Genomic DNA, 23,898 nt, shown 5'->3' with positions numbered 1-23,898 from the left:
TTTCTCGTTAGTCCTTGAATGCGGACAGCACGGCAAACTGGAAAGGGCGAGGCCGCGCTGTCCCTTCCGGAGGCAATTCGGCCAGGAGGGGCAGGCCCAGCTCGTCGATGACGTCCTCCGCGGAACGGATGCGCCTGTCCTTGAACTCGAACAGCAGGACGAAGGCCAGCCCCAGTCCTCCCCCCAGGATGACGGACAGCACCAGGTTCAGCAGCAGCTTCGGCTTGCTGGGCTTGAGCGGCGGCACCGCCGGCGACAGCACGGCGATGTTGGTCCCCTCCAGCCGGCTCTCCAACCGCAGCTGGCTCGCCCGCTGCAAGGCGGCATCGTAGACGCGCTGGGCGCTCTCCACCTCCCGCTTCAACACGCTCAGCTTGTCCTGCTCGGCGCCCAGATCGAGTATGCGCTTCCTCTGCTCGGCCACGGCGTGTTCCAGATCCGCCACGCGCTGATGGGCGAGTTCGGCGCCTCGCTCGATGGCGCCGGTGGCATTCGCCACCTCCGCCGCAAGCTTTTTCCGCAGGCTCGAGACCTCGGCCGCCACGGCTTGCCGTTGCGGATGGTTCCAGTCGTAGCGCGAACCGACTTCGGCGAGCCGGGCCTCGGCGCGTGCCAGCTCGGCCTTCAGCACCTGCAGCGCGGGGTTCTGCAGCAAATCCGGAAGTTCGTCCACTCCCCCACGGGCCGCCGCTTCCCTCATCTGCCGGGCCCGCGCCCCGCTGTCGTACATCTGGCCCTTCGCCGCCGCCAGTTGCGCGGACAGATCGGACAAGTGAGCGGTTTCGACGTCCAGCTTGTCGCCCGCTGCGAGCACGCCGTGCTCGATCTGATAGCTCGAAAGCTCGGCCTGCGCCTTTTCCAGCGCCCCCCGCAGCGCATGCGCCTGCTCGTCGAACCAGGCCGCCTGGCGCTTCACCGGCTCCAGTTTGAGTTCGACGTTGGCACGGATGCTGGTCTGGGCGAAGGCATTCGCCACATCCGTGGCGAACAGGGGATCGGACGCGGCGAAAGAGATCGTGATGACGTCGCTTTCCCGCGACGGCGACACGTCCAGGTCTTCCAACAGCTTGTCCGCCGCCCAGTCCCGGAATACCGCGCGCGCGCCCGTCTTCCTGGCGACTTTCTCGAAACGGTCGCGGTAAGCGGGAGCCTCCGAGAGCTTCAGCGTGTCCGCGACGCGTGCCGCCACGGCGTGGCTGCCGATGATGTCCACCTGGGTCGCGAGGTAACCGGCCATGAGATCGGACGGAAACGCCGAGCCGGTCAGCGGATCGCCGCCCTTGTAATCGATCACGACGGTGGTCGACGCCGTATAGGTCTTGGGCATCGCGACGCTGGCCGCCAGCGTGGTCAGCACGGTCACGGCCGACGTCCAAGCGAACACCCGCCAGCGCGCGAGGAGGATCAGGATGAGCCGGTGGGCACCCATGGATCAGAACCACCGCTCGCGCAGGTACAGCACGTCATCCGGCTGCAGGGAATAAGAACCGTCGACCGATGTTTCCTGCTCCATTCCCGCCGTGTCGCGCCGCTTGACGATCGGCGCGGGCCAGGTATCGGTCCCCCGGGGCGTCAATCCCCCGGCCGCGGAAATCGCCTGGCTGACCGTCATGCCCCGCTGGAGCCGGTAGGCGCCGGGCCGCTGAACTTCCCCGTAGACATAAAACTGCGGCGCCTTCGGAACGAAGAGGGTGTCACCGGCCGCCACCTCGGGATTCTGACCAGGACTTCCCTCGAACAAGGCCTCGAGATCGACGACGAGCTTCTCGCCGTTGGCACGCAGCAGTGTCGCCGTATCGCCCGCATCGGCCGTCGTCACCCCGCCGGCGGCGGCCAGCATGTCCATCACCCGGCTCTGCTTCTCGATCGGGTACTTGCCGGGATTCTTGACCTGTCCCATCACCGCGACCTCCCTCGCCTTGAACTGGGAGACCACCACGGTGACATGCGGATCGCTGATGTATCCGCCCTGGCGCAGCTTGCCGGCAATGCGCCCTTCCGCTTCGGCTGCCGTCAAATCGCCGATGGCGATCGGACCGGTGAGCGGAAACGTGATGTTCCCCGACTGGCTGATCCGGGTTTCGATGGCCAGCTCCGGATAGTTGAACACGCTGATCCTCACCACGTCTCCCGGCCCGAGCCGGTAGTCGCCCGCCTCGTGCAAAGGCGCATCGCCGGCCACGGCCCCCCAACCGGCCATCAGCCCCATGACCAAAGCGATGCCGCACAACGCCACCTTCACGGTGGAACTAATCTTCCCGGGCATCGCGATTCTCCTGTCTGTCAGATTGCACGTCCCGCAAATCCATCGGACCCGGCCCGTCAATAGGCATTCTTCTGCTTCAAGACCACGCCCACGGTCTTCAGCAAAATCCACATGTCCAGCCACAGCGACCAGTTGCGCAGGTACTCCAGATCGTACCTGATGCGTGCCGCCATTTTCTCGATCGTCTCGGTCTCGCCCCGCAGGCCGTTGACCTGCGCCCAGCCGGTGATGCCCGGCTTCACCTTGTGGCGCACCATGTAACCCTTGATCAGCCCCCGGTAAAGCTCGTTGTGCGCGACCGCATGGGGACGCGGTCCCACCAGGCTCATGGTGCCCTGCAACACGTTCAGTAACTGGGGCAATTCGTCCAAGGAAGTCCGTCTCAAAATCGCGCCGAGAGGCGTCACCCGGGCATCCCCCTGCTTCGCCTGGGTCACCGTGCCACCATCCTCGCAGACCGCCATGCTGCGGAACTTGTAGACGAAGATCGCCTCCCCGTCCTCGCCGTAGCGCCGCTGCTTGAACAGCGCCGGTCCCGGCGACGACAACCGCACCGCCAGAGCGATCAGCAGCATCACCGGTGCCAGCAGCACCAGCGCCGCAGTGGCGCCCGCGATGTCCATCACACGCTTGCTCAAACCCCGTATCCCGATGAAAGGCGATTCGCAGACCGCCATCACCGGAACGCCGGCCAGCGTATCCCAGCGGGCCTGGAGCAGGTCCGTCATGAACAGATCCGGAACGAAATACACGGAGACGGTCGAATCCTTCAGGTTATCCAGCAGCTCGAGAATCCGCGGCTGGCGGGCGATGGGCAAGGTGATGTAGACCGCATGCACCTCATGTTTCCGGAGAAACTCCGGCAGGTCCGCGGTACGCCCGAGAACCGGCAGATCGCCGGGATCCGCGGTGCGGTCCGCCGGCCTGTCCTCGAAAAAGCCGAGCACGTCCGTGCGCAGGAAGGTATGGCTCCGGATCGCCTCCGCCAGTTTCACCCCCATCTCGGTCACGCCAACGATCACCGCCTTGCGATGGCCGCAATACTGGCGGAAATAGATCCTGACCAACGGCCCGACGGCAAGTTGGCCGAACAGCAAGACGAAAGGCGTGGCGCCCGCCCATGCCAAAAAGCCGGGCTCGTCCAGGAAATCTTCGATACCGGCGATATAAGTCAGCAACGCGACCACCGCCAGCGTAAAAACCCAACGTGCCAGGGTATCGAACGCCGTCTCGAAAAAAGAGCGTGCGGTCAGCCTGTCGTTCAACCGCGTCACCTTGAAGGTATGGGAGACGATGATGAACACCAGAAACAACATCAGGATGTTCGCACCCTCCAGCGGATACCCTTCGAATCTCAGGCTTGCCAGGAATACCCCGGAAGCGACTACCGGCGCGAACAGCGTCTTGAGCAGAAAAACCAGAGGACTTTCAAAAACCGAAGGAGCGCTGACATGCGTCATACCCATACCTCTATCCTTGACAAGTAAATAACCGCAATACCGGACAGCCCATCATCAATGATGGCATTGAAGCCACCGATGAGTCTACCTGGGCGCTAGCGCCTGAAAAAACCGGAACCTGGCCATCACACCGCGCCACACCAAGCAGACCCTGCCAAGAAAATCGAATCTCGGATTCAACCACGTTTCAATCACAAAAAATACCCAGGGATCGCTCAGCCAAAATCTCAAGGCCTTGAGATCGGCCTTCGTAATCGTCCATGGCATCATCATCTTGGCCAAAAAAGTGTGCGGCAGACTTACGGTGAAGCCATCCGTTACCACATCGTCCGACAGGGAACATTCCGGCAGGCCCAGCGCAACAAAATTTGCTCCAGCCAGCATCGCATAATCAACGTTATACCAGAACCTGGGATTACACTCGATCAGATACAGCATCCCGGAACCGGGAGCCAATCTCGCATCAAAGCAAATGACGCCGTCGACCTGCAAATACCTCGCAACCGTCTGCGCCAAGTCCATAAGCCGCCCATGACGGCAGAACCGGTATTCGCCATTCTTGCGTTGATATGCCACCCACTGTCTGCATGCACCTTTTTCACAGAACAGACTGACGCAAATATCCTCGCCGTCGATATACTCTTGCAACAACACCGGAGAATAATCGATAGCCTGCGTGACGCTACTATCAGGCCATCGGTCGACTTTGGATACCCCCACACCACCATGGTTGTCAACAGGTTTGGCTATCAGCGGGAGCCCCATGTTTTCAACCGCCCCCCCGATGCCCCCGACATTTTTTGCCAGCATGCTCTTGGGATGCGGCAAGTTCAGTTCACGACAAAGGTCGGCAAATTTTCCCTTGTCGTTGAGACGACCGAAAGCAACAGCGGATGGCAACGGAAAACATCTGACATGGACATGATCTTTGATCCTGGCCAATATCCCCGTCGTTGTACCGTCGCCCGGAATGACCTGATCGATCACCCTTTCGCTGGTAATTCTGTTTATTTCATCCAGAATGACTGGGATACTTTCGTCAACGAAATCGACCGGACATAAAATAAATTCCCTGCAATAACGGGACAATGCCAACAGTTTCGCACGCCTGCCGCCCAGCACGATAACCTTAGCCCCCGCATGGGCCGCGCATCGGAGAACACGATAAGGGAGGGGAGTGTCCGTAGCCAGCAACAATACAACCGGAGACCGCCACCCTGAAGAAACACCCTCGCTGTTCAATGACATCATGACATCCATCCATAATCCTTTGCACATCAAAAACGCAGTACCACCCCAATCCCCAGACCATCATATTCGTAATTAAAAAACACCCGGTTCACCTTCCTTTTCTCATACCGGTACATCAGAAAAGCGTCAATATACTCGACCGGCCTGTAGGTGATACCAGCCTGCGCCGCAAAAAAATCGTCGACGCGGCGCGATACCGGAGTTTCGGAAGAATTGGCCCCGCCATCCCCGACGTAATCCCGGCTCTCCCATAAAAATTCGCCTGAAAACTCTACTTTTCGGCTCGCTTCCCATTTTGACGACAACTTGACTCCGTTGCCGACGAAATAGCTCGACGCGACATCCTGGTAGGCCTCTAGATTTTGCCAGCCGGAAATCTTTATGCTGGTTTTTTCCGTCGGCAGCCACTCCGCACCCATGCGCCAGATGCAGCCCGAGTAGTCGAACCACGGCGCCTGAGCGAAGGTCTGAGCGAGATACCCGACATAGCCGTCGAAACGGGTCTTGGCGGAAAACACATAACCGCCGACAAACTTCACAGAATCGACGTCGTATTCGTCGAAGCTGAATTTCGCCGGATTTCTCTCGGGATAAAACCCGTTGCCGTGGCGATATTCGACTCCCGCCGAGTTCCCGGCGGCGTTCTGATATATGACTTCCGCCGTCCCGCTCAGTTCCTGGACGTCGTTCTGCCTCCGGTTGCGCACGCTGTGGCTGATTTCGTCCCACCGCACCCCGGCTCCTGCCCGCCAATCGGGTGAAAACTGATATTTCACCTTTCCGAAATAAGCCATGTTGGTCAGCATGTCCTTGCGCGGGACGACGTAGTTTCCGAATGCGTTCAGGTATTGCTGATATTCGGCGCCGACCTGGCTCGACCAAGCCCTGGAAACGTCCCAGCTCCAGGACGCTTCGTTGATCGTGGATACATTCTGCAGTGCGGTGTTCCGGACAAAAACGTTGTCATCGACGCCAAGATTCATGTTCACTCGATGAGGCCCGGAATACCAGTTCACCTTGGCGCCCGCCGAAATACGGTTGATGAAATCCGACTTGCTTCCGCCTTTGGACACGTTGTCGATCAAGGCGTTCGCCTCGGCGGCGGTGAGACTCGAAGGAAGGCGGAACACATTGGTGTCGTAGCTGAAAGTATTGGATACGAACGGTTGAAACCAATCGGTCTTGTCCGCCAATGCCCAGGCCGACCCGGTCGCGCAAGCGAGCAAGCATCGCAGGAGCAGCCGGAAGGCGCTAGCCGGGCCAGGAACCATTTACGGAAATATCCATTTTGAAGAAAACCGTCCACTCGGGCGGAACGCACGGGCACAGCCCGGCGATCTCACGGCCCGGGTCTCTCGATGCAGAAATGGGGCACGCGCACCGATGCGTGGGAGAAACCTCGCCCACGGTGCGGTATGTTAATTGAGTTGGGGTGGCGGAGCCATGGCCATCGACGGCTGCGCTTGCGCCAAAGCCCTCGATGCAGGGAGACTAGCCTTTTTGCTAGCGCCGGGACCAAACCCGCCGAAGACCATGGCCAAGAGCACATTGCCGCAGCGCCCACGCACCGTGGCCGAAGCGGTGGACAGACTCCTCGAAGAGTTCGACGAGCGGCAGAAGGCCGAAGTGGCCTTGACCTTCAAGACCGCACTTTACCTTCTGCACTTCAGCCTCGGCAGCCACATACGCAAGACCTTCGGTCTGTGGGCGCCGGACAGCCCGTTGCGGCGCGATTGCGGGCACGCGTCGGGACGCGACGACCTGCCGCCGGACGAAGCGTCCGACGTCATCGTCGAAGCGCTGTGGGACCGGCTGCAGCATTACCGGGACTTCAATACCAGGCTTTGAGAAGCGTTGCGGCGCTCAGGCCGGCGGCCGGAATTGATACAGCCAGGTTTCGGTCAGGGCGTCGCCGTTGCCCTGGATGTAGAGACGCAGCTCCACTGGAGCGGCTCCGTCGGGGATCAGGTCGAAAATCGCGCGCCAGCGCCGCGTATGGGGGATCGGCTCGATGAAAGCGCCCTGAATCGCCCCGCTGGAAGCCGTGACGACGGGCGATGCCGTGACGGTGTCGCCCCACAGCGGTTCCAGCGCCGCGCCGGCGAATTCCACTGCGAATTTGTAGACGCCCCGAGGTCTGGGCTTGCCGGGCTGGCCACCGCGGCCGATGCGGGTCGCGACGCAGCGGGCGACGGCGGCCGGATAAGGCTCGTCGGCCAGCCAGTGCAAGCGATACCGCAAACGGTAGGACGCACCGGCCTTGGGCGCCTCGGCTGGACGCCAGTAAACGCCGACGTTGTCGTGGATCTCGTCGTCCGTGGGCAGCTCGATCAGTTGCACCGCGCCCCCACCCCAGCCGTCCAGCGGCTCGACCCACAGACTGGGCCGGCGTTCGTAGTTCACGCCGTCGAGGTAGTTCTCGAACACCCGGTCGCGCTGGAGCAGGCCGAACCCCTTCGGATCGTGGTCGACGAAGCTCGACGTCACTGCGTACGGCTGGTTGATCAGCGGCCGCCAGATGCGCTCCCCGGCTCCGGTCCAGATGGCAAGGCCGTCCGAATCGTGGACCTCGGGCCGCCAGTCCTCCAGCTTCCGCTTCTCCGATTCGCTGAACCAGTACATCGAAGTCAACGGCGCGAGGCCGAGCCGCTTGACGCCCCGGCGCATGAACACTGCCGCCTCGATCTCCTGCACTACGCCCTCTTTCCGCCAGGTGAGGAAGCGGTAGGCGCCGGCGACGCTGGGGCCATCCAGCAGCGCGCAGATGACGACCGGATCGGTTTCGCCAGCGGCGCCCTCGACGTAGAACTCGGTGAAATCGGGGAATTCTTCCGGGGTCGGCTCGGCCGCGTCGACGACGACCCCGCGCGCCGAAAGGCCGTACTGGTTCAGCGCACCGATGGCGCGGAAATAGGAGGCGCCCAGATAGGCGATCCAGTCCTGCGTGCGCCAATCGGAGCGGGTGCGGGCCTCCTGCAGGCGAAAGCCGGCGAATCCCGACTTTTCCGGCATTTGCCGGGCCGGGCTGTCACCCGGCATGTCGAAGTAGTCGGCGCTGTAGTAAATCTGGCGCGATTTTCCGTCCTCGACGGCGTGGATCTTGACCGGTTTCTGGAAAAACTGGCCGAGGTGGAAAAACGTGACCGGGTAAACCGACGGCCCCTCGGCGAACAAGGCGTCCTCGGTCCGGAAGCGGATCCGGCCCCAGGCTTCGTAATCCAGTTTGCGAACGACCTCGGATACCGCCGGCGGCGGGGAGTAAGGGCGCGACGCAAGCGCCTCCGCCCGCTTCACCAGCATCTCGTAGCTGAAAGGAAGGGAAGCACCGAACTTCAGCCCTTTCGGCTCCGCCCGGCTCCGCGGCGCGCCGGCCAAGAGCGGAGCGCCCAGCCCGAGCATTGCGCCCAGGCGCATGAAATCGCGTCGATTCATCTTTCCGATCATGCGTAACTCGTCCCTAGGGAAGGAAATAGAAGGCGATGGCGAGGATGACGTAAACCGCCAGCAGGTTGACCCCTTCCATCCAGTTCGACTCGCCGTCCATCGCGATCAGAACCACCGCGGCGACGGCGATCGCGACCGCAACCACCTCGAAAGTGGAAAATACCAAGTCCATCGGCTGGCCCATCACATAGCCGGCGAACACCAGGAGCGGGGCGACGAACAGGGCGATCTGGATGCTGGAGCCGATGGCGATGTTCATGGCCAGATCCATGTGGTTCCTGGCGGCCATCATGACCGCCGTGCTGTGCTCGGCCGCGTTGCCGACGATGGCGACGAGGATCACGCCGATGAAGACGTTGGTCATGCCCAGGTCGTGCGCCGCATGCTCCACCGCGCCCACCAGCAGCTCGCTCATCCAGGCGACGAGTGCGGTGGCGCCCAGCAGAATCAGCAACGATTTGCGCCGGCTCCAGGTTCCCACGCCGAGCGCCTCGTCGGTTTCGTCCGAGGACTCGCCGACGTACAGATGACGGTGGGTGCGCAGGGTGAACACCAGACTGAGGACGTAGGTGACGAACAGCACCATGGCGATTTCCAGGCTCAGTTCCTGTTCGTGAGGCTCCGGCTGCCCTTGGACGACCATGTGGAAAATCGCGGGCACCACCAGCCCGATCGCGCTGAGCGCGGCCAGGGTGACGCCAAGGCCGGCGGCGGTACGGTTGAAGTACTGGGTTTCGTGCTTCAGCCCGCCGACCACTACGCTGGCGCCCAGCACCAGTAGGATGTTACCGATGATCGAGCCGGTGATCGAGGCCTTGACCACGTCGATCAGGCCTGCCCGCAGCGCGACGAAGCCGATGATCAGTTCCGCCGCATTGCCGAACGAAGCGTTGAGCAGTCCGCCGAGGCCCGCGCCGAGATGTTCGGCGAGATATTCGGTGGCCTTCCCCATCTGGCCCGCCAGCGGGACGATCGCAAGCGCGGACGCCGCGAAAATCCAGACCGGGTCCGCATGGACCCACGCCAGCGCAATGCTGGCCGGCACGAAAACCAGCAGTAACGACATGAGATCGATTTCGAATTTCCCGACTCGCATACCTTCCAGCTTCAACCCTCTTGAACAACCCGCTCGTCTCGGACCCGGCGCTCCATGCCAAATGATCCCACAAAACGGCGGGCTTGCCGCAAGACCACCTCTGGCGGTAAGGAGCGGGAGAGCTGCGGCCGCGGGCGGCGAAAGTCAACGGGAACGCTGGTAGGTCCCGATCAGCTCGGCCTGGCCGAGCACGTGCCCGGCCATGGCATGCTCGAGTTTCGCCTTGTCCGGCCGGTGCAGATCGGGCAAGACGGTATCCAAGGCGTAGAGCTTGTGGACGTAGCGGTGGCGGCCGATCGGAGGGCAGGGGCCGCCATAGCCCGTGCGCTTCCAGTCGTTCACGCCCTGCAGCGTGCCGGCGGGCAGCGACTGGACCGCTTCGGGCAAGCCCGGCGCATCCGGGGGCAGGTTGTACAGCACCCAGTGGACCCACGTCATTCTGGGCGCTTTGGGGTCCGGCGCATCGGGGTCGTCGACGATGAGCGCTAGACTTCGGGTGCCTGGCGGCAGTCCCGACCAGCCGAGAGGTGGCGAAACGTCGCCGCCGTCACAGGTGTGCTTTCGCGGTATCTCGCCGTTCGGCGGGAAAGCCTCCGAAGTGATGATCAACGCCATGGCCGTTTCTCCCCCCGCCGCTTCGGCGGCCGCACTTCCGGTCCAGACCAGCGGAAGATGGATGAGCAGCGCGAGCATCCCGCCGCGGAAAACACAATGTTTCATCTTCGCTCCTCCGCTTGGAACGATTTCCAGAGCCGATCTTCCCACTACAAGGACGGCGGATTCAAGGCGGTTTGCATCTCTGTTACTCCACCCGCGAGATGCCCGGCGCCCGTCCGCTCTGCTGCTGCGACCAGTAGCCCCAGTCCGCCCCGCGCCAGCGGGCGGGGATCAGGTCCCAATACAGCAGCGCGCAACGGAACACGGAATGGCCGGTTTTGCGCCAAAGCCCGCTGTCCAGACGGCGATGGTCGCGTGCAAAGACCGGCAGCGCCGGCTCGAACCGGGTCCGGTAGCCGGCCCGCTTGATCCGCCAGACCAGCTCCGAGTCTTCGTTGCACACCAGCTCCGGATCGAATCCGCCCACCGCGGCCAGCGCATCCTTACGGACCAGCATGTTGGACCCGGTGGCGGCGGGAATTCCCAGCCAGTGTGAACATTGCTGGCCGTAGCCGAACCAGCGGTAATAAGCCACGAAACGGTCGCGCGACAGCTTGGGCCCATAGACCACGGCCGCGTCGGCCAAGCCCCCCAGGGAGTCGAAATAACCGTCCGGAAACACGACGTCGGCATCGGTGAACAGCAGCCAGTCGGTTTGGGCCAGCTCCGCCCCCAGTTGCCGCGCCTGGGTGATCGTGCTCCTGCGCCGGAGCACCTGCGTCCGGGCGGGACGCAGCCGCTGGATGATGTCCGGCGTTTCGTCCTCGCTGGCGTCGACTACGATCAGATGCACCGCATCGGGCAACGACGCCAGGAACGCCCCGATATTGCCGGCCTCGTTGCGGGTGGGAAGAACGACGGTGATGGATTCCAGATTCATGGCTCGCCCTCTTGGTATAGTTAATTTCCAAAATCACGATAAAGACCCGAACCCCATTGGATAACATGCCGATGTTACGAAACGGCTGACTTCGGCGGCGGGCTTTGTCTGCCCAATCCCCTGGCCTATAATTCGCCCTCAGCTTAACGTAAAACAACGCGAAGCGTCTCTTTGTCCCCCTCTCCCGCAAGCGGGAGAGGGCTGGGGTGAGGGGAGCGATCATGGCGACCAGCCGCTTTCATCATCCAGGGCGGCTGCTCGCCATGATCGTTAAACCATGCCGTTCAACCGTAGGAAGCATCATAAAGTGAGCAAATCTTTCATCTTCACTTCGGAGTCCGTCTCCGAAGGTCACCCGGACAAGATCGCAGACCAGGTTTCCGACGCGGTTCTGGATGCGATCCTGGCGCAGGATCCCAAGGCACGCGTGGCCGTGGAAACCCTGGTCAAGACCGGCATGGTCGTACTCGCCGGCGAAGTCACCACCTCCGCCTGGGTGGACACCGAGGAACTGGTGCGCAAGGTCGTGCACGACATCGGCTACGACAACCCCGAAATCGGCTTCGACTGGCAGAGCTGCGCCGTGCTGACGGCGATCGGCAAGCAGTCGCCCGACATCGCCATGGGTGTGGACGAATTCGACAGCCACGAGCAGGGTGCAGGCGACCAGGGCCTGATGTTCGGCTACGCCACCAACGAGACCGACGTGCTGATGCCGGCCCCGATCACCTACGCCCACCGGCTGGTGCAGCGTCAGGCCGAGGTCCGCAAACACAAGGTGCTGCCCTGGCTGCGGCCGGATGCCAAAAGCCAAGTCACCTTCCGCTACGAGGACGGCAAGCCGGTGGCGGTCGATGCCGTGGTGCTGTCGACCCAGCATGCGCCGGACGTGGAGCAAAAGGACATCCGCGAGGCGGTCATGGAAGAGATCATCTACCATGTCCTGCCGAGGGAGTGGCTGCACAAGGACACCAAGTATTTCATCAACCCGACCGGCAGCTTCGTCATCGGCGGCCCGGTCGGCGACTGCGGCCTGACCGGGCGCAAGATCATCGTCGACACGTACGGCGGCATGGCGCGCCACGGCGGCGGCGCCTTCAGCGGCAAGGACCCGTCCAAGGTCGACCGTTCGGCCGCCTACATGGGCCGCTACGTCGCCAAGAACGTCGTGGCCGCCGGCCTGGCCGACCGCTGTGAGATCCAGGTGTCTTACGCCATCGGCGTGGCCGAACCGACCTCGATCAGCATCGAGACCTTCGGCACCGGCAAGATTGCCGAGGAAACCCTGGTCAAGCTGGTGCGCGAACACTTCGACCTGCGTCCGAAGGGCCTGATCACCATGCTGGACCTGCTGCGGCCGATCTACCGTCCGACCGCTGCCTACGGGCACTTCGGACGCACCGAAGGCAGCTTCACCTGGGAGCGGACGGACAAGGCCGAACTGCTGCGTGAAGCGGCGGGCCTGCCGATCGCCTGATTCAACACCCAGGTTTAAGCCGCCGGTTTTCGGCGGCATTGTCTGCGCCGAGGAGCGCTGCGACGGCCCATCGAAGGGCCGCCAGGCTCGGCGGGGGCAATCGGTTTTCCAACGGCGCTCTGTTTATCTCCACCGGCCGCGGCGGCCGACGGGTAATCAGAGCCTCAGCTCCGGTGGAGAACTGACGAAGAGGAATCCATGAACGCTGTAGCAAACGCCGCATTCGACGACTACAAGGTCGCCGATCTCTCCCTGGCCGGCTGGGGCCGCAAGGAAATCGCCATCGCCGAGACCGAAATGCCGGGACTCATGGCGATCCGCGAGGAATACCGGACCGCCCAGCCGCTCAAGGGCGCCCGCATCGCCGGCTCCCTCCACATGACCATCCAGACCGCGGTGCTGATCGAAACCCTGGCCGCCCTGGGCGCCGAGGTCCGCTGGGCCTCGTGCAACATCTTCTCCACCCAGGATCATGCCGCCGCGGCCATCGCCGCCGAAGGCATCCCTGTGTTCGCCTACAAGGGCGAATCCCTGGAAGAATATTGGGAATACACTCACCGCATCCTGGAATGGCCGGGCGATGCCGGTCCCAACATGATCCTGGACGACGGCGGCGACGCCACGCTGCTAGTGACCCTCGGCGCCCGCGCCGAGAAGGACGCCTCCCTCATCGCCAACCCGACCTGTGAAGAAGAGGAGGTGCTGTTCGCCGCCATCAAAAAGTCGCTGGCGGCAAGGCCGGGCTGGTATTCGAAGATCCAGGCCGGCATCCAGGGCGTCACCGAGGAAACCACCACCGGCGTGCACCGCCTGTACCAGATGCAGGCGGAAGGGCGGCTGCCGTTCCCGGCGATCAACGTCAACGACTCGGTGACCAAGTCCAAGTTCGACAACCTGTACGGCTGCCGTGAATCGCTGGTGGACGGCATCAAGCGCGCCACCGACGTGATGATCGCCGGCAAGATCGCCGTGGTGCTGGGCTACGGCGACGTGGGCAAGGGCTGCGCCCAGTCCCTGCGTGGCCTCGGCGCCACCGTGTGGATCACCGAGATCGATCCGATCTGCGCCCTGCAGGCGGCGATGGAGGGCTACCGGGTCGTGACCATGGACGAGGCCTGCGACAAGGCCGACATCTTCGTCACCGCCACCGGCAACGTGGGCGTCATTACCCACGACCACATGGTGAAGATGAAGGACCAGGCCATCGTCTGCAACATCGGCCACTTCGACTCGGAAATCGAGGTCGCCGCCCTGAAGCGGTATACCTGGGAGAACATCAAGCCGCAGGTCGATCACATCATCTTCCCCTCAGGCCGCCGCATCATCCTGCTGGCCGAGGGTCGGCTGGTGAACCTGGGCTGCGCCACGGGACACCCCTCCTTCGTGATGTCCAACTCCTTCACCAACCAGACCCTGGCGCAGATCGAGCTGTTCTGCCACGGCGGGAAGTACGAGAACGAGGTGTACGTGTTGCCCAAGCACCTGGACGAGAAGGTGGCGCGGCTGCACCTGAAGAAGATCGGGGCGGCGCTGACGGTGCTGAGTCCGGAACAGGCGGCGTACATCGGCGTGCCGGTGGAAGGGCCATACAAGCCGGGCCACTATCGCTACTGATAGCTCAAAAGGCTATTTCGTACGCATCGAAACCCGGAATTCCCGGGTTTCGATCGGAAATTCCGAGCACCTCGATCCGAAATCCTGCCCCCTGCACGATTTCGTTTTCCTCCACATGAAAGCCGCAGCAACCTTGCTCACCCTCTCCGCTTGGGAGAGGGCCGGGGTGAGGGGGAGTGCAATGAAGACTCAACAGAAATATCCGCGGGAATTCAGCTTCGAGTTCTTTCCGCCGAAAACCGAAGAGGCGGCGGTGAACCTGCGCCGCACATTGAACAAGCTCGCGCCGCTCAAGCCGCGCTTCTGCTCGGTGACCTTCGGCGCCGGCGGCTCGACGCGCGAGAAGACCTTCGAAACGGCGCTGGAGATTCAGCAGACCACAGGCATCGAGTGCGCTCCGCACCTGTCCTGCATCGCCTCCACCCGCCAGAGCATCCGTGAGATCCTCGAAGCCTACCGTTCGCATGGCATCCGCCACATCGTGGCGCTGCGGGGAGACATGCCCTCCGGCATGCTGTCGGCGGGCGAATTCCGCTACGCCAACGAATTGGTGGAATTCATCCGTGCCGAAACGGGGAACCATTTCCACATCGAGGTGGCCTGCTACCCGGAAGTCCATCCCCAGGCGGCCAGCGCCGAGAGCGACCTGAAGAATTTCAAGCGCAAGGTGGATGCCGGCGCCGACAGCGCCATCACCCAGTATTTCTACAATCCCGAAGCCTATTTCCGGTTCGTCGACGACTGCGAACGGCTCGGTGTCGACATCCCGGTCGTGCCGGGCATCATGCCGATCACCAATTATTCGCAACTGGCGCGGTTTTCCGACATGTGCGGCGCCGACATCCCGCGCTGGATCCGCAAACGGCTGGAGGCCTTCGGCGACGACCGCAGGGCGATCCGGGCCTTCGGTCTGGAGGTGGTGACGGAGCTGTGCCGGCGGCTGCTGGAGCAAGGGGCTCCCGGCTTGCATTTCTACACGCTGAACCGGGCGGAAGCCTGCCTCGATGTCTGGAAAGCGCTGGAGCTGGGATCGGCCTGAGGGGAGGGGCGGATACGGCCGGCCGGCGCTCCCGGATCAAGTCCGGGACAGGCTCCGTCCGCCTTTTGAAAATCAAGCAGCGTCGGCGAGGGCGTTGCGCAGCTTCTTCATCGCGCTGCTCTCGAGCTGGCGGATGCGCTCGGCAGAGACGTTGTAGCGCGCCGCCAGATCGTGCAGCGTCAGCTTGTCTTCGCTGAGCCAGCGGCTGGCCACGATGTCGCGGCTGCGGTCGTCGAGCTGGCCGATGGCTTGCTGCAGTCTCTCCTGCTGGCGGTTTTCCCATTCGCTGTGCTCGATGAGCAGCGCCGGGTCCGCCCCCTCCTGCTGGAGATAATGGATGGGTGCGTGGCCCTCGCGGTCGTCGCCGTCATCCTCCCCGTGCGCCTCGAGCGCCATGTCCGGATTGTTCAGCCGGTTTTCCATCTTGTAGACGTCCTCGACGTCCACGCCCAGCTCCTCCGCAACCGCTGCGGCCTCCTCGGGGGTGAGCCAGCCCAGCCGGTTCTTCATCTTGCGCAGGTTGAAGAACAACTTGCGCTGGGCCTTGGTGGTGGCGATCTTTACGATGCGCCAGTTCTGGATGATGAATTCGTGGATCTCGGCGCGGATCCAGTGCACCGCGAACGAAACCAGCCGCACGCCGACGTCCGGATCGTAGCGCTTGACCGCCTTCATCAGACCGATGTTGCCCTCCTGGATCAGGTCGGCCAGCGGCAGGCCGTAGCCGAGATAACCCCGCGCGATGTAGGCCACGAAACGCAGGTTCGCCAGCACCAGGCGCCGGGCGGCCTCCAGGTCCTGCTCGTCGCGGAAACGGATGGCCAGTTCCCGCTCCTCGTCGGCATCCAGCCGCGGCAGGCGGTTCACCGCGGCGAAATAATCGTCGATGGAGCCGAGGGGCAAATTGGTCGGGAGAGTCAATTCGTGAGTCATGGAATGCCCTGTTGTGATGGGGATGGGTTTTAGCACTCGTCCCATTTGAGTGCCAAAACTAGCGCAAGTTCCTTGCTTCGGCAAGCCCTCGCGCCTGCCGCTCACTCGGGACGCATGTCCCGCAGGTGCTGGATGAGCACGGCGAAGGCGCCGGCTATCCCTAAGAAACAGGCGATACCGATCAGCGCCATCGTCTCCTGAAAACCGAGAAAGGCCAGGGAAAAGTCGCTGCCGTAGAGCACGTTGAGCTGGCGGATCGGCGCCCTGACGATCAGCAGCATGACGCCGACGACGATCCACGCGCCGATGCTGCCGAGGAAGCCGTACCAGAAACCGGTATAGAGAAAAGGCCGCCGGATGAACCGGTCGGTCGCGCCCAGCAGCTTCTGCACGATGATTTCCTCGCGGCGGCCGTACAGCTCCAGGCGGATGGTGTTGCCGATGATGAACACCACCGCGGCCGCCAGCAATGCCCCGAGGACGCCGAAACTGCGTTCGGCGACCTGGAGCATGGCATGGAGACGGTGCATCCACTGGATGTCGCTCTGCACCATATCGACTTCGGGCAGGGCTTTGAGTTCGGCGACGAGGCGTTCCACCTGCCCGGGCTGGGCCAGCGAATCCTTGGGACGTATGCCGATCACCACCGGCAGCGGGTTGAAATTCAAGGCCGACAAGGCTTCGCCGAAACCGCTGTAGGTCTTCAATTGCTCGATTCCGGCTTCCTTGGTGACGAGCCGCGTCTCGGCGATCTGGGCGTGGCTTTTCAGCCGGTCAGCCAGCTTGCGTCCGGCATCGTTGGACAGATCGGGCTTGAGGTAAAGCGAAATCTCGTTGGTCGCCTCCAGGTCTCCGCCGACCAGGCGGAGGTTCTTCACCAGCACGTGAAAACTGGTGGGCAGCGCCAGCGTGGCGGCGATGACCAGGAGGGTGAGCGCCATGGCGAAAGGCGTGCGCCGCATCCGCCACAGCGCCTCCTTCGCGGTCTGCACGTGCGAAACCAGGTAGCTCTGCAGCCGGTCGACCAGGGTCGGACCGCTGCGTCTCCGGGGCGCGGGCGGCGCGACCCGCCGCTGAGCACGACGGCGCTGCCGTCTCATGCCCCCACCTCCGACAGGCTTCCGCGCTGCAGGCGCAAGACCCGCCCCCCAGCCCGCGAGATCAGCTGTTCGTCGTGGCTGGCGATGAGCAGGGTCACGCCGAGATCGTTGAAATCGCGGAAGATGTCCATGACCTCCCGCGCGGCCTCCGGATCGAGGTTGCCGGTGGGCTCGTCGGCGAGGATGAAGTCCGGCTTGTGGACGATCGCCCGAGCGATGCCGACGCGCTGCTGCTCGCCCCCGGACAGGGTCTGCGGCAGCCGCTTCTCCTTGGACAAGAGCCCCACCTTGCCGAGTGCCGCACGCACCCGCCGGCTGACCTCGCCCGGGTTGAATCCGGCGATGACCAGCGGCAAAGCGACATTCTCGAACACGGAGCGGTCGTACAGCAGCTTGTAGTCCTGAAAGATCAGGCCGAGCTTGCGCCGGATATAGGGAATCTCCCGGTTGGAGGCATGGGTGATGTTCCGGCCGTCCAGCACGATCTGGCCGCGCGTGGCCCGCTCGATCACGGCGACCAGCTTGAGCAGAGTGCTCTTGCCGGCCCCCGAATGGCCGGTGAGGAACACCCGCTCGCCGCGACCGATGTGGAAGCTGACGTCGTGCAGGGCTTCGCCGAGCTCGGGATAGCGCTTGTAGACCTCTTTGAATTCCAGCACGGCCTCAATGCAAGCGGGCGGTCCCGCTCGTCTCTTCCTCGGCGAACAGGGCGTCGATGAACTGGGTGGCATCGAAGTCGCGCAGATCGTCGATGCCTTCCCCGATGCCGATGAAGCGTATGGGGATTCCGAACTGCTGCGCCAGCGCGAAGATCACCCCGCCTTTGGCGGTGCCGTCCAGCTTGGTCAATGCCAGCCCTGTCAGGCCGACCGCCTCGTTGAACAGCTTGGCCTGGGACATGGCGTTCTGGCCGGTGCCCGCGTCCAGCACCAGCAGCACCTCGTGCGGCGCGGTCTCGTCGAGACGGCCGATGATGCGCTTGATCTTGCTCAGCTCTTCCATCAGGTTCGACTTGGTGTGCAGCCGGCCCGCGGTATCGGCGATCAGCACGTCGACCCCGCGCGCCTTGGCGGCCTCCACGGCGTCGTAGATCACCGAAGCCGAATCGGCCCCGCTGTGCTGGGCGATCACCGCGATCTTGTTGCGTTCGCCCCAGGTCTGGAGCTGCTCGACGGCGGCGGCGCGGAAGGTGTCCCCGGCGGCCAGCATGACGCTGTGGCCCTCGTTCTGCAGCCGTTTGGCGAGCTTGCCGATGGTCGTGGTCTTGCCCACGCCGTTGACCCCCACCACCAGAATGACGAAGGGCCGGACCTCCGGCGGGATGACCAGCGGCACGCTGCAGGGGCGGACGATGTCGAGCAGGCGGCCGCGCAGACGGTTGCGCAGGGATTCGCCGTCGGCCAGTTCCTGCTTCTCCAGGCCCGAGCCCAGATCCGCGACGATTTCCCGCGTCACGTTGACGCCGACGTCGGCCATCAGCAATTGCTCTTCGATCTCGTCCAGCAACTCGCGGTCGATGCGGCCCCGGCCCAGGGCGGCAAGCAAGCCGGTCAGGCCGCTGCGGGTCTTGCCGAGCTGGCCGCGCAGGCGCTCGAACAAGGTCTCCGGCGCCGGCAGCGGAGGTACCGCCTCGACCGGCGGGCGCACCGGCACCACTTCGGGCACGGCGGCCGCCGCCGGCAGGCGCCGGCGCAGGTAGACGTTGATATGCGCCACGTTGAGCAGCAGCAGCGCCGCCACGGCCTGGTGCGCGACGGCGACCGCCACCGGCAGCCGCATCAGGACGCTCAGTACGCCGAGGCCGACCTGCAGCAGCAACAGGAAGCTCAGCAGCACCGCCGGCTTGCTGATCGGGGTCGCATTGCGGTTGGAACTGGCCCCCATGGCCAAGAGGCTCAGAACCAGGAACACCGCCACGGCGCCGAGCCGGTGCGCGAAATGGATGGCCGCCCGCGCCTCGACCGGCAGCACCCCTCCCGCGTAGTCGGCGGCAATGTTCGGCCAAAGCGTGAAGCCGTGCCGCCAGTCCACCTCCGGCCAGGGCTGGCCCAGGCAGGTCGGAAAGTCCGGGCAGGCGAGGCCGGCACGCTGGGCCTCGGTCCAGCCGCCCAAGGCGATTTCGGCCAGCAGCAGTACCAAGCCGACCCGCGCCAGAAGGCGCAAGCCCGGTGCTCCCCGCACGGCCGCGTCGTCCACCCCCGGCTTGACGCCCAGATACAGCCAGTAAGCGCAGCCAAGGGTCAGAAATCCGCTGAACAGGTGTGCGGCGGAAACCAGAGGCATCGGCGTGGCGTAGTGCCCCCACAAACCCAGCGCTGCCTGTACCCCCACCAATACCAGCAGTACCGCCAACAGCGACGCCGCCCTGCCGCGGTGGGCCGGCAGCCACCAAACCATGGCGATCAGGACCAACACCAGCACGCCGAAAGCGCCGCCCAGATAAAGGTGGACCCAGCCCAGCCACAGCCATTTCAGCGCCTTGCCGCCGACCGCGGCCATCATCGCGGCGGACTGCTCGTCGACGACGGGCGCACCGTAGCAGCCGGGCCAGGCCGGGCAGCCGAGGCCGGCGTCGGCGATGCGGAGGAAAGCGCCGATCAGCAGCGCGCCCAATAGGAGGATCAGACCGAGAAAAGTGAGCTTTCTGAACATGGCATGTTGTTGTGAGTTATGGGCCATCCGGCGTCAGCCGATCTGGGAGGCGCGTAGCAGGTGCTTGAGGTCCTTCAGCACGCCGTACGGATCGAAATCCGCATCGTAATACATCATCAGGTTGCCGAGCGGATCGAGCAGGAGAATCTGGCCCGGCTGCAGCGGGCCGCCGGCCGCCTTTTCCAGCTTTTCCCGTAAGGCGGGCGCGAGTCCGGCCACGGCCAGGAATTCGTCCTGCCGCAGCCAGTCGGCCAGCGGCCCCGCGGCCTCCGGATCGGCCAGCAGAAGGAGACGGCGCACCCTGGGAATTTCCTTGTTCAGCATCAGCCGCATCTGCCGGGTCTTGTACAGGTTCTGCCGGCAAACCTCGGCGCACGGGCCGTCGGCGACGCTCAGGACGATCCAGCGGCCCTTGAGCTGCTCCATCGATTCGGAGGAAGTGACCGGCGCCGCGAGCAATTCGCCGTAACCCAACGGTACGGCGGGAGTGACCAGGTGTCCGACGTTGCCCAGATCGCCCATCACCAGTTGCGGATGGCGGGCGAAATACCAGGCCGCGGCGAACGGCACGATGCAAATCAGGGCGATGATGATGATGGTACGCTGGTTGCGCCGCTGGGTCGGAGTGAGTGCCATGGCTGTGTGATAGTTCAAGAAATCAGGGAGAAACGTCTGGATCCTGCGCCGCACCCGCCCTGAATCCATGGCGGAGAAACAGTCCCAGTGCGATCGCGGCGAAGGAAAACCACTGGATGGCGTAGCCCGTGCTCTTGTCCGGGTCGACGTTGGCCGGCTTCCAATCGCGCGCGTAGCCTTCGGCCTCCCCTTGGTCCAGCAGCACCTGGTAAGGCAGCAGACGGTACCCGAGGCGCCGCTCCAACGCATCCCGCTCCAGGACCTGCACCGTCGCCGGCCAGCCGGCGGCGGGGACTTCCGCGCCTTCCAGCTTCAAGCCCACGGCGGGAAAGCGCTCCACCACGCCGGTCAGCTCGACCGCGGGCGCCCGGAGCGGCAGCTCGGGCAGCCGCCGGCGGTCGGGACCTGCGGGAATCCAGCCGCGATTGACCAGCACCGCCAGGTCCGAACCCGCGAGCCTGAGCGGAGTGAGCACGTGATAGCCGGCCTTGCCGCCGTGGATCTGGTTGTCCAGCAGGAACTGACGCCCGGCATCGTATTCCCCCTTCACCGCCACCCGCCGATAGCGTGGCGGCTCGGCCTCGGCGACGGACGGGTCGAGCCGCAGCGGCGGCTCGGCCGACTGGCTGGCAAACTGCGCCTGCAGCGCCCGCTTCTCGGCGGCCCGGTTGAGCTGCCAGCCCCCAAGGGAGCAGAACAGAGGCAATGCCAGCGCGATTCCGATGACCGCAACCCCCGCGGGTTTGAAGCTATAATGCCTCATTTCGCAACCGTGGCCGGTGCGCCGCGTCCGCCGCCCAGGAATCCGAACATGCTGCCTAAAATCCTCATCGTGCTGGTACTGGTCGTGATCGTCGCCAGCCTGGGCTCCGCCTTGTTCTATCTGGTCAAGGACGGCGACCGCCGTTCGCCCAGGACCGTGCGCGCCCTGACGCTGCGCATCGGCCTGTCGATCGCGCTGTTCCTGGCGCTGCTGCTGGGGTACGCGCTGGGCCTCCTGCGTCCCCACGGGCTGCGCCCGGACGGACCGGCCGCGTCGCCTCGAGCCACAGCCCCCGCCCAGGCAGATCCGCGCTGAACCGGCTTGTGGCGTCTCAAAGGCGGCATATGATACCCGCTAGGCGCTCCTTTTCCCACGCAAGCGCCGGCTCGAACGCCGACACCGTCCCTTAAAGAGATCAACATGATGCTTCCGATTCTGCGCCGTTGCGGCGGATTGGTACTCGGCGCCGCATTGGCCGCCTGCCAGTCCGGCGACAGCGAAACCCTGCTGTCCGGCGAAGTGCAGGGCACCACCTATCACATCAAAATGGTGCTGGACGGCCTGCAAGTGGATCAGGCCGATTTGAGGAAAGCCGTGGATGCCGTGTACAACGACATCGACCTCAAGCTTTCGAACTACCGGGAAGACTCCGAAATCTCCAGGCTCAACCGCGAAGCCACGACCGACTGGCTGACCGTCTCGCCCGAGATCGCCGAACTGGTCGACATCGCCCGCCGGGTACACGGCAAGACCGAAGGCTGTTACGACCTGACGGTCAAACCCCTGTTCGACCTGTGGGGCTTCTCGCGCCATCAGAACCGCGTGCCGACCGACACCGAAATCGCCGCTGTGCTGCCGCACATCGGCATGGACAAGCTGGAAGTGGACGTTCCCGGCCACCGCCTGCGCAAGAAAGATCCGACCCTGCGCATCGACCTGTCCTCCATCGCCCAGGGCTACACCGTCGGCCGCGTGGCCGGCCTGCTGGAAGCGAAGGGCATCCAGAACTACCTGGTCGAAGTCGGCGGCGAAATGCAGGTCAAGGGCCGCAAGGCCAACGGCAAACCCTGGCGCGTCGCCGTGGAAAAGCCGATGCCCTATACCCGCGAAATCGAACGGATACTGGATGTCCACCAGACGGATGGCACCGCCATCATGACCTCGGGCACTTACCGGAATTTCTTCGAGGAGGGCGGCAAGACCTACTCGCACATCCTCGACCCGAAGACCGGACGCCCGGTCGACCATCATTTGCTGTCAACCACGGTGCTGCATCCCGACCCCACCTGGGCCGATGCATGGTCCACCGCATTGCTTTGCCTGGGAGAGCAAAAGGGCTATGCCGTCGCCGCAGAGGAAGGACTCAAGGCGCTGCTGATCTACGGCGAAAGCGGCGAGTTGAAAGAGCGGTTTACTCCGGCACTCGGCGCGGAAATGCCGATACCGCCGGCCTCGCCTCTGCCCGCCCAATGAAAAGGCTCGCCCTTTGCCCGAGGTCGGAACCCTTCGGCAGGCCACACGTTCACATCAGCCAGTCTTCCAACCTGAGGCCCGGCACCCGGCTGAATTCCCCCGTGTTGTGAGTGACGAGGATGAGGTCATTCGCCAGTACGATGGCGGCGATCAACAGGTCGTTGGCACCGATGATCCGGCCCTCTTTCTGCAGCAAGGCCCTGATTCCCGCATAGCATTCGGCAGCTCGACGATCGAAGGGATAGCTGGCGAGATGCCTGAACTCCTCGATCCGGCTGCGGGCCCGCCCGTAATCAGCCGAAAGCTCGGCACCCAGCAACAACTCGGCCCAGACGACTTCGCAGATGCACATCTGGCCGAGAGGACGCGCAGCGACCCTTTGCCTCAAGATGGCATGACGGCCGCGTTCGAGAGCGATGCAAACGTTTGTGTCCAGAAGATAACGTTGCGTCATAAGACTTCCACCTCATCGAGAGGCGGTTGCGCCGGCCTGTCGGGAAACTCGGGGCATGCCCCCCACACCCGCTCAAGCCAGTTTTCGGTATCGCTCGGCAGCGGCGCGTTACCGGACACACCATAGCGAAACTCAAGAAACTCGACGAAATCGAGCACCTCGCGAGCGGCATGCTCCGGCAGATTCAACGTATGCCGATAAATCGTCTCAGCCAAGGTCATGGCGTTTCCTCTTCATGCGATGAGCAAAAAACACACGGGAACTCCCGCCCGGGAACCGACGCTAATCGCTGATCGGCCCCCGCAGCCTCTTGATCTCGCCGTGCCTGGACTTTTCGTCCAGACGCTTCTTCTTCGCCGCCAGCGGCGGCCGGGTCGCCTTGCGGGGCTTGCGCTGCGCCAGCGCTTGCAGGATCAGTTCGCGCAGCCGGGCGAGCGCGTCCTCCCGGTTCTTCTCCTGGGTGCGGAAGCGCTGGGCCTTGATGACGATGATCCCTTCCGCGGAAATCCGCCGGTCGCGATAATCCAGCAGCCGCGTCTTGCAGGTTTCCGGCAGTGACGACGCGGCGATGTCGAAGCGCAGGTGCGCCGCGGTGGCCAGCTTGTTGACGTTCTGTCCGCCGGCCCCCCCAGATCGGACGAACCCGATTTCGATCTCCTCCAGCGGGATCGAAACCTGCGCGTTGACGGTCAGCCGCTCCACC

At 63.8% G+C, this 23,898-nt stretch carries 24 protein-coding genes and 1 riboswitch; of the genes, 6 read left to right on the top strand and 18 right to left on the bottom strand.

Annotated features, from left to right (window positions below):
- Window positions 1-7: 7 nt before the first annotated feature.
- The 5 genes from epsF to ABZN20_RS14055 all read right to left on the bottom strand — a co-directional run bounded on the left by epsF (window position 8) and on the right by ABZN20_RS14055 (window position 6,170).
- Window positions 8-1,429, bottom strand: coding sequence for a chain length determinant protein EpsF (epsF, locus tag ABZN20_RS14075; RefSeq protein ID WP_367025643.1), 1,422 nt, complete (start codon window positions 1,427-1,429; stop codon window positions 8-10).
- A 3-nt stretch (window positions 1,430-1,432) separates the two neighbouring features.
- Window positions 1,433-2,266 carry a polysaccharide export protein EpsE gene (gene epsE, locus ABZN20_RS14070; RefSeq protein WP_367025642.1) on the bottom strand — a complete coding sequence of 278 codons (834 nt, stop codon included), beginning with the start codon at window positions 2,264-2,266 and terminating at the stop codon, window positions 1,433-1,435.
- Window positions 2,267-2,322: 56 nt separating this feature from the next.
- Entirely contained in the window at window positions 2,323-3,732 is a 1,410-nt protein-coding gene (locus tag ABZN20_RS14065; RefSeq protein WP_367025641.1) for an undecaprenyl-phosphate glucose phosphotransferase, read from the bottom strand.
- A 78-nt stretch (window positions 3,733-3,810) separates the two neighbouring features.
- On the bottom strand, window positions 3,811-4,977 hold the full coding sequence (locus ABZN20_RS14060; RefSeq protein ID WP_367025640.1) for an ATP-grasp domain-containing protein: 1,167 nt from the start codon (window positions 4,975-4,977) through the stop codon (window positions 3,811-3,813).
- Between the two features lie 26 nt (window positions 4,978-5,003).
- Window positions 5,004-6,170 (bottom strand): outer membrane beta-barrel protein, encoded by a 1,167-nt coding sequence (locus ABZN20_RS14055; RefSeq protein ID WP_367025639.1) that lies wholly within the window; start codon window positions 6,168-6,170, stop codon window positions 5,004-5,006.
- A 340-nt stretch (window positions 6,171-6,510) separates the two neighbouring features.
- Between ABZN20_RS14055 and ABZN20_RS14050 the strand changes: the two genes are divergently transcribed.
- Window positions 6,511-6,825: a DUF6794 domain-containing protein gene (locus ABZN20_RS14050; protein WP_367025638.1), complete on the top strand. Its 315-nt coding sequence runs from the start codon at window positions 6,511-6,513 to the stop codon at window positions 6,823-6,825.
- 15 nt (window positions 6,826-6,840) lie between these two features.
- Here ABZN20_RS14050 and ABZN20_RS14045 read toward each other — a convergent pair whose 3' ends face one another.
- The 4 genes from ABZN20_RS14045 to ABZN20_RS14030 form a co-directional block, all read right to left on the bottom strand.
- Window positions 6,841-8,409, bottom strand: coding sequence for a glucan biosynthesis protein (locus ABZN20_RS14045; RefSeq protein ID WP_367025637.1), 1,569 nt, complete (start codon window positions 8,407-8,409; stop codon window positions 6,841-6,843).
- A gap of 25 nt (window positions 8,410-8,434) precedes the next feature.
- Complete coding sequence (gene cax, locus ABZN20_RS14040) at window positions 8,435-9,487, bottom strand: calcium/proton exchanger (protein WP_367025636.1); 1,053 nt, start codon at window positions 9,485-9,487, stop codon at window positions 8,435-8,437.
- 174 nt (window positions 9,488-9,661) lie between these two features.
- Window positions 9,662-10,237, bottom strand: a complete 576-nt coding sequence (locus ABZN20_RS14035; protein ID WP_423246408.1) for a YbhB/YbcL family Raf kinase inhibitor-like protein — start codon at window positions 10,235-10,237, stop codon at window positions 9,662-9,664.
- 82 nt (window positions 10,238-10,319) lie between these two features.
- Window positions 10,320-11,054, bottom strand: coding sequence for a glycosyltransferase (locus ABZN20_RS14030; protein ID WP_367025635.1), 735 nt, complete (start codon window positions 11,052-11,054; stop codon window positions 10,320-10,322).
- 307 nt (window positions 11,055-11,361) lie between these two features.
- On the opposite strand from ABZN20_RS14030, the gene metK reads away from it, so the two are divergent.
- The 3 genes from metK (at window position 11,362) to metF (ending at window position 15,184) form a co-directional block, all read left to right on the top strand.
- The gene (gene metK, locus ABZN20_RS14025) at window positions 11,362-12,531 is read left to right on the top strand and encodes a methionine adenosyltransferase (RefSeq protein ID WP_305080260.1); all 1,170 of its coding nucleotides are present in this window, start codon (window positions 11,362-11,364) and stop codon (window positions 12,529-12,531) included.
- A gap of 43 nt (window positions 12,532-12,574) precedes the next feature.
- Window positions 12,575-12,658: riboswitch (S-adenosyl-L-homocysteine riboswitch) on the top strand.
- Between the two features lie 71 nt (window positions 12,659-12,729).
- Entirely contained in the window at window positions 12,730-14,145 is a 1,416-nt protein-coding gene (gene ahcY / locus ABZN20_RS14020; protein ID WP_367025634.1) for an adenosylhomocysteinase, read from the top strand.
- Between the two features lie 181 nt (window positions 14,146-14,326).
- Window positions 14,327-15,184: a methylenetetrahydrofolate reductase [NAD(P)H] gene (gene metF / locus ABZN20_RS14015; RefSeq protein ID WP_218808166.1), complete on the top strand. Its 858-nt coding sequence runs from the start codon at window positions 14,327-14,329 to the stop codon at window positions 15,182-15,184.
- Window positions 15,185-15,256: 72 nt separating this feature from the next.
- On the opposite strand, the gene rpoH is transcribed toward metF, so the two are convergent.
- The 6 genes from rpoH to ABZN20_RS13985 form a co-directional block, all read right to left on the bottom strand.
- On the bottom strand, window positions 15,257-16,117 hold the full coding sequence (rpoH, locus tag ABZN20_RS14010; RefSeq protein WP_367025633.1) for an RNA polymerase sigma factor RpoH: 861 nt from the start codon (window positions 16,115-16,117) through the stop codon (window positions 15,257-15,259).
- 101 nt (window positions 16,118-16,218) lie between these two features.
- Window positions 16,219-17,217 (bottom strand): permease-like cell division protein FtsX, encoded by a 999-nt coding sequence (gene ftsX, locus ABZN20_RS14005; RefSeq protein ID WP_255556616.1) that lies wholly within the window; start codon window positions 17,215-17,217, stop codon window positions 16,219-16,221.
- The gene (gene ftsE, locus ABZN20_RS14000) at window positions 17,214-17,876 is read right to left on the bottom strand and encodes a cell division ATP-binding protein FtsE (protein ID WP_367025632.1); all 663 of its coding nucleotides are present in this window, start codon (window positions 17,874-17,876) and stop codon (window positions 17,214-17,216) included. The genes ftsX and ftsE overlap by 4 nt, the downstream gene beginning before the upstream one ends.
- Before the next feature lie 4 nt (window positions 17,877-17,880).
- Window positions 17,881-19,869 carry a signal recognition particle-docking protein FtsY gene (ftsY, locus tag ABZN20_RS13995; RefSeq protein WP_367025631.1) on the bottom strand — a complete coding sequence of 663 codons (1,989 nt, stop codon included), beginning with the start codon at window positions 19,867-19,869 and terminating at the stop codon, window positions 17,881-17,883.
- A 33-nt stretch (window positions 19,870-19,902) separates the two neighbouring features.
- Complete coding sequence (locus ABZN20_RS13990; RefSeq protein WP_218808170.1) at window positions 19,903-20,505, bottom strand: SCO family protein; 603 nt, start codon at window positions 20,503-20,505, stop codon at window positions 19,903-19,905.
- A gap of 22 nt (window positions 20,506-20,527) precedes the next feature.
- Entirely contained in the window at window positions 20,528-21,268 is a 741-nt protein-coding gene (locus ABZN20_RS13985; RefSeq protein WP_367025630.1) for an SURF1 family protein, read from the bottom strand.
- Window positions 21,269-21,316: 48 nt separating this feature from the next.
- On the opposite strand from ABZN20_RS13985, the gene ABZN20_RS13980 reads away from it, so the two are divergent.
- Both ABZN20_RS13980 and ABZN20_RS13975 read left to right on the top strand, forming a co-directional pair.
- Window positions 21,317-21,583, top strand: a complete 267-nt coding sequence (locus ABZN20_RS13980) for a twin transmembrane helix small protein (protein WP_218808172.1) — start codon at window positions 21,317-21,319, stop codon at window positions 21,581-21,583.
- A gap of 105 nt (window positions 21,584-21,688) precedes the next feature.
- A complete protein-coding gene (locus tag ABZN20_RS13975) occupies window positions 21,689-22,741 on the top strand; it encodes an FAD:protein FMN transferase (RefSeq protein ID WP_367025629.1) in 1,053 nt (350 codons plus the stop codon).
- Window positions 22,742-22,790: 49 nt separating this feature from the next.
- On the opposite strand, the gene ABZN20_RS13970 is transcribed toward ABZN20_RS13975, so the two are convergent.
- The 3 genes from ABZN20_RS13970 to arfB form a co-directional block, all read right to left on the bottom strand.
- Entirely contained in the window at window positions 22,791-23,195 is a 405-nt protein-coding gene (locus ABZN20_RS13970) for a type II toxin-antitoxin system VapC family toxin (RefSeq protein WP_218808174.1), read from the bottom strand.
- The gene (locus ABZN20_RS13965) at window positions 23,192-23,416 is read right to left on the bottom strand and encodes a DUF2281 domain-containing protein (protein WP_367025628.1); all 225 of its coding nucleotides are present in this window, start codon (window positions 23,414-23,416) and stop codon (window positions 23,192-23,194) included. Before ABZN20_RS13965 ends, ABZN20_RS13970 begins: the two co-directional genes overlap by 4 nt.
- A gap of 61 nt (window positions 23,417-23,477) precedes the next feature.
- Window positions 23,478-23,897, bottom strand: coding sequence for an alternative ribosome rescue aminoacyl-tRNA hydrolase ArfB (gene arfB, locus ABZN20_RS13960; RefSeq protein WP_367025627.1), 420 nt, complete (start codon window positions 23,895-23,897; stop codon window positions 23,478-23,480).
- Window position 23,898 lies beyond the last annotated feature (1 nt).

Source organism: Methylococcus sp. ANG, assembly GCF_040730495.1.
Taxonomy (GTDB): Bacteria; Pseudomonadota; Gammaproteobacteria; order Methylococcales; family Methylococcaceae; genus Methylococcus.
The sequence above is the reverse complement of the archived record's forward strand: the minus strand, read 5'-3'. Positions and strand labels throughout refer to the sequence as shown.

Coding starts and splice junctions, on each gene's coding strand:
- epsF (WP_367025643.1), bottom strand. CDS start 1,429: ATGGGTGCCCACCGGCTCATCCTGATCCTCCTCGCGCGCTGGCGGGTG.
- epsE (WP_367025642.1), bottom strand. CDS start 2,266: ATGCCCGGGAAGATTAGTTCCACCGTGAAGGTGGCGTTGTGCGGCATC.
- ABZN20_RS14065 (WP_367025641.1), bottom strand. CDS start 3,732: ATGGGTATGACGCATGTCAGCGCTCCTTCGGTTTTTGAAAGTCCTCTG.
- ABZN20_RS14060 (WP_367025640.1), bottom strand. CDS start 4,977: ATGATGTCATTGAACAGCGAGGGTGTTTCTTCAGGGTGGCGGTCTCCG.
- ABZN20_RS14050 (WP_367025638.1), top strand. CDS start 6,511: ATGGCCAAGAGCACATTGCCGCAGCGCCCACGCACCGTGGCCGAAGCG.
- ABZN20_RS14045 (WP_367025637.1), bottom strand. CDS start 8,409: ATGAATCGACGCGATTTCATGCGCCTGGGCGCAATGCTCGGGCTGGGC.
- cax (WP_367025636.1), bottom strand. CDS start 9,487: ATGTCGTTACTGCTGGTTTTCGTGCCGGCCAGCATTGCGCTGGCGTGG.
- ABZN20_RS14035 (WP_423246408.1), bottom strand. CDS start 10,237: ATGAAACATTGTGTTTTCCGCGGCGGGATGCTCGCGCTGCTCATCCAT.
- ABZN20_RS14030 (WP_367025635.1), bottom strand. CDS start 11,054: ATGAATCTGGAATCCATCACCGTCGTTCTTCCCACCCGCAACGAGGCC.
- ahcY (WP_367025634.1), top strand. CDS start 12,730: ATGAACGCTGTAGCAAACGCCGCATTCGACGACTACAAGGTCGCCGAT.
- metF (WP_218808166.1), top strand. CDS start 14,327: ATGAAGACTCAACAGAAATATCCGCGGGAATTCAGCTTCGAGTTCTTT.
- rpoH (WP_367025633.1), bottom strand. CDS start 16,117: ATGACTCACGAATTGACTCTCCCGACCAATTTGCCCCTCGGCTCCATC.
- ftsX (WP_255556616.1), bottom strand. CDS start 17,217: ATGAGACGGCAGCGCCGTCGTGCTCAGCGGCGGGTCGCGCCGCCCGCG.
- ftsY (WP_367025631.1), bottom strand. CDS start 19,869: ATGTTCAGAAAGCTCACTTTTCTCGGTCTGATCCTCCTATTGGGCGCG.
- ABZN20_RS13990 (WP_218808170.1), bottom strand. CDS start 20,505: ATGGCACTCACTCCGACCCAGCGGCGCAACCAGCGTACCATCATCATC.
- ABZN20_RS13985 (WP_367025630.1), bottom strand. CDS start 21,268: ATGAGGCATTATAGCTTCAAACCCGCGGGGGTTGCGGTCATCGGAATC.
- ABZN20_RS13980 (WP_218808172.1), top strand. CDS start 21,317: ATGCTGCCTAAAATCCTCATCGTGCTGGTACTGGTCGTGATCGTCGCC.
- ABZN20_RS13975 (WP_367025629.1), top strand. CDS start 21,689: ATGATGCTTCCGATTCTGCGCCGTTGCGGCGGATTGGTACTCGGCGCC.
- ABZN20_RS13970 (WP_218808174.1), bottom strand. CDS start 23,195: ATGACGCAACGTTATCTTCTGGACACAAACGTTTGCATCGCTCTCGAA.
- ABZN20_RS13965 (WP_367025628.1), bottom strand. CDS start 23,416: ATGACCTTGGCTGAGACGATTTATCGGCATACGTTGAATCTGCCGGAG.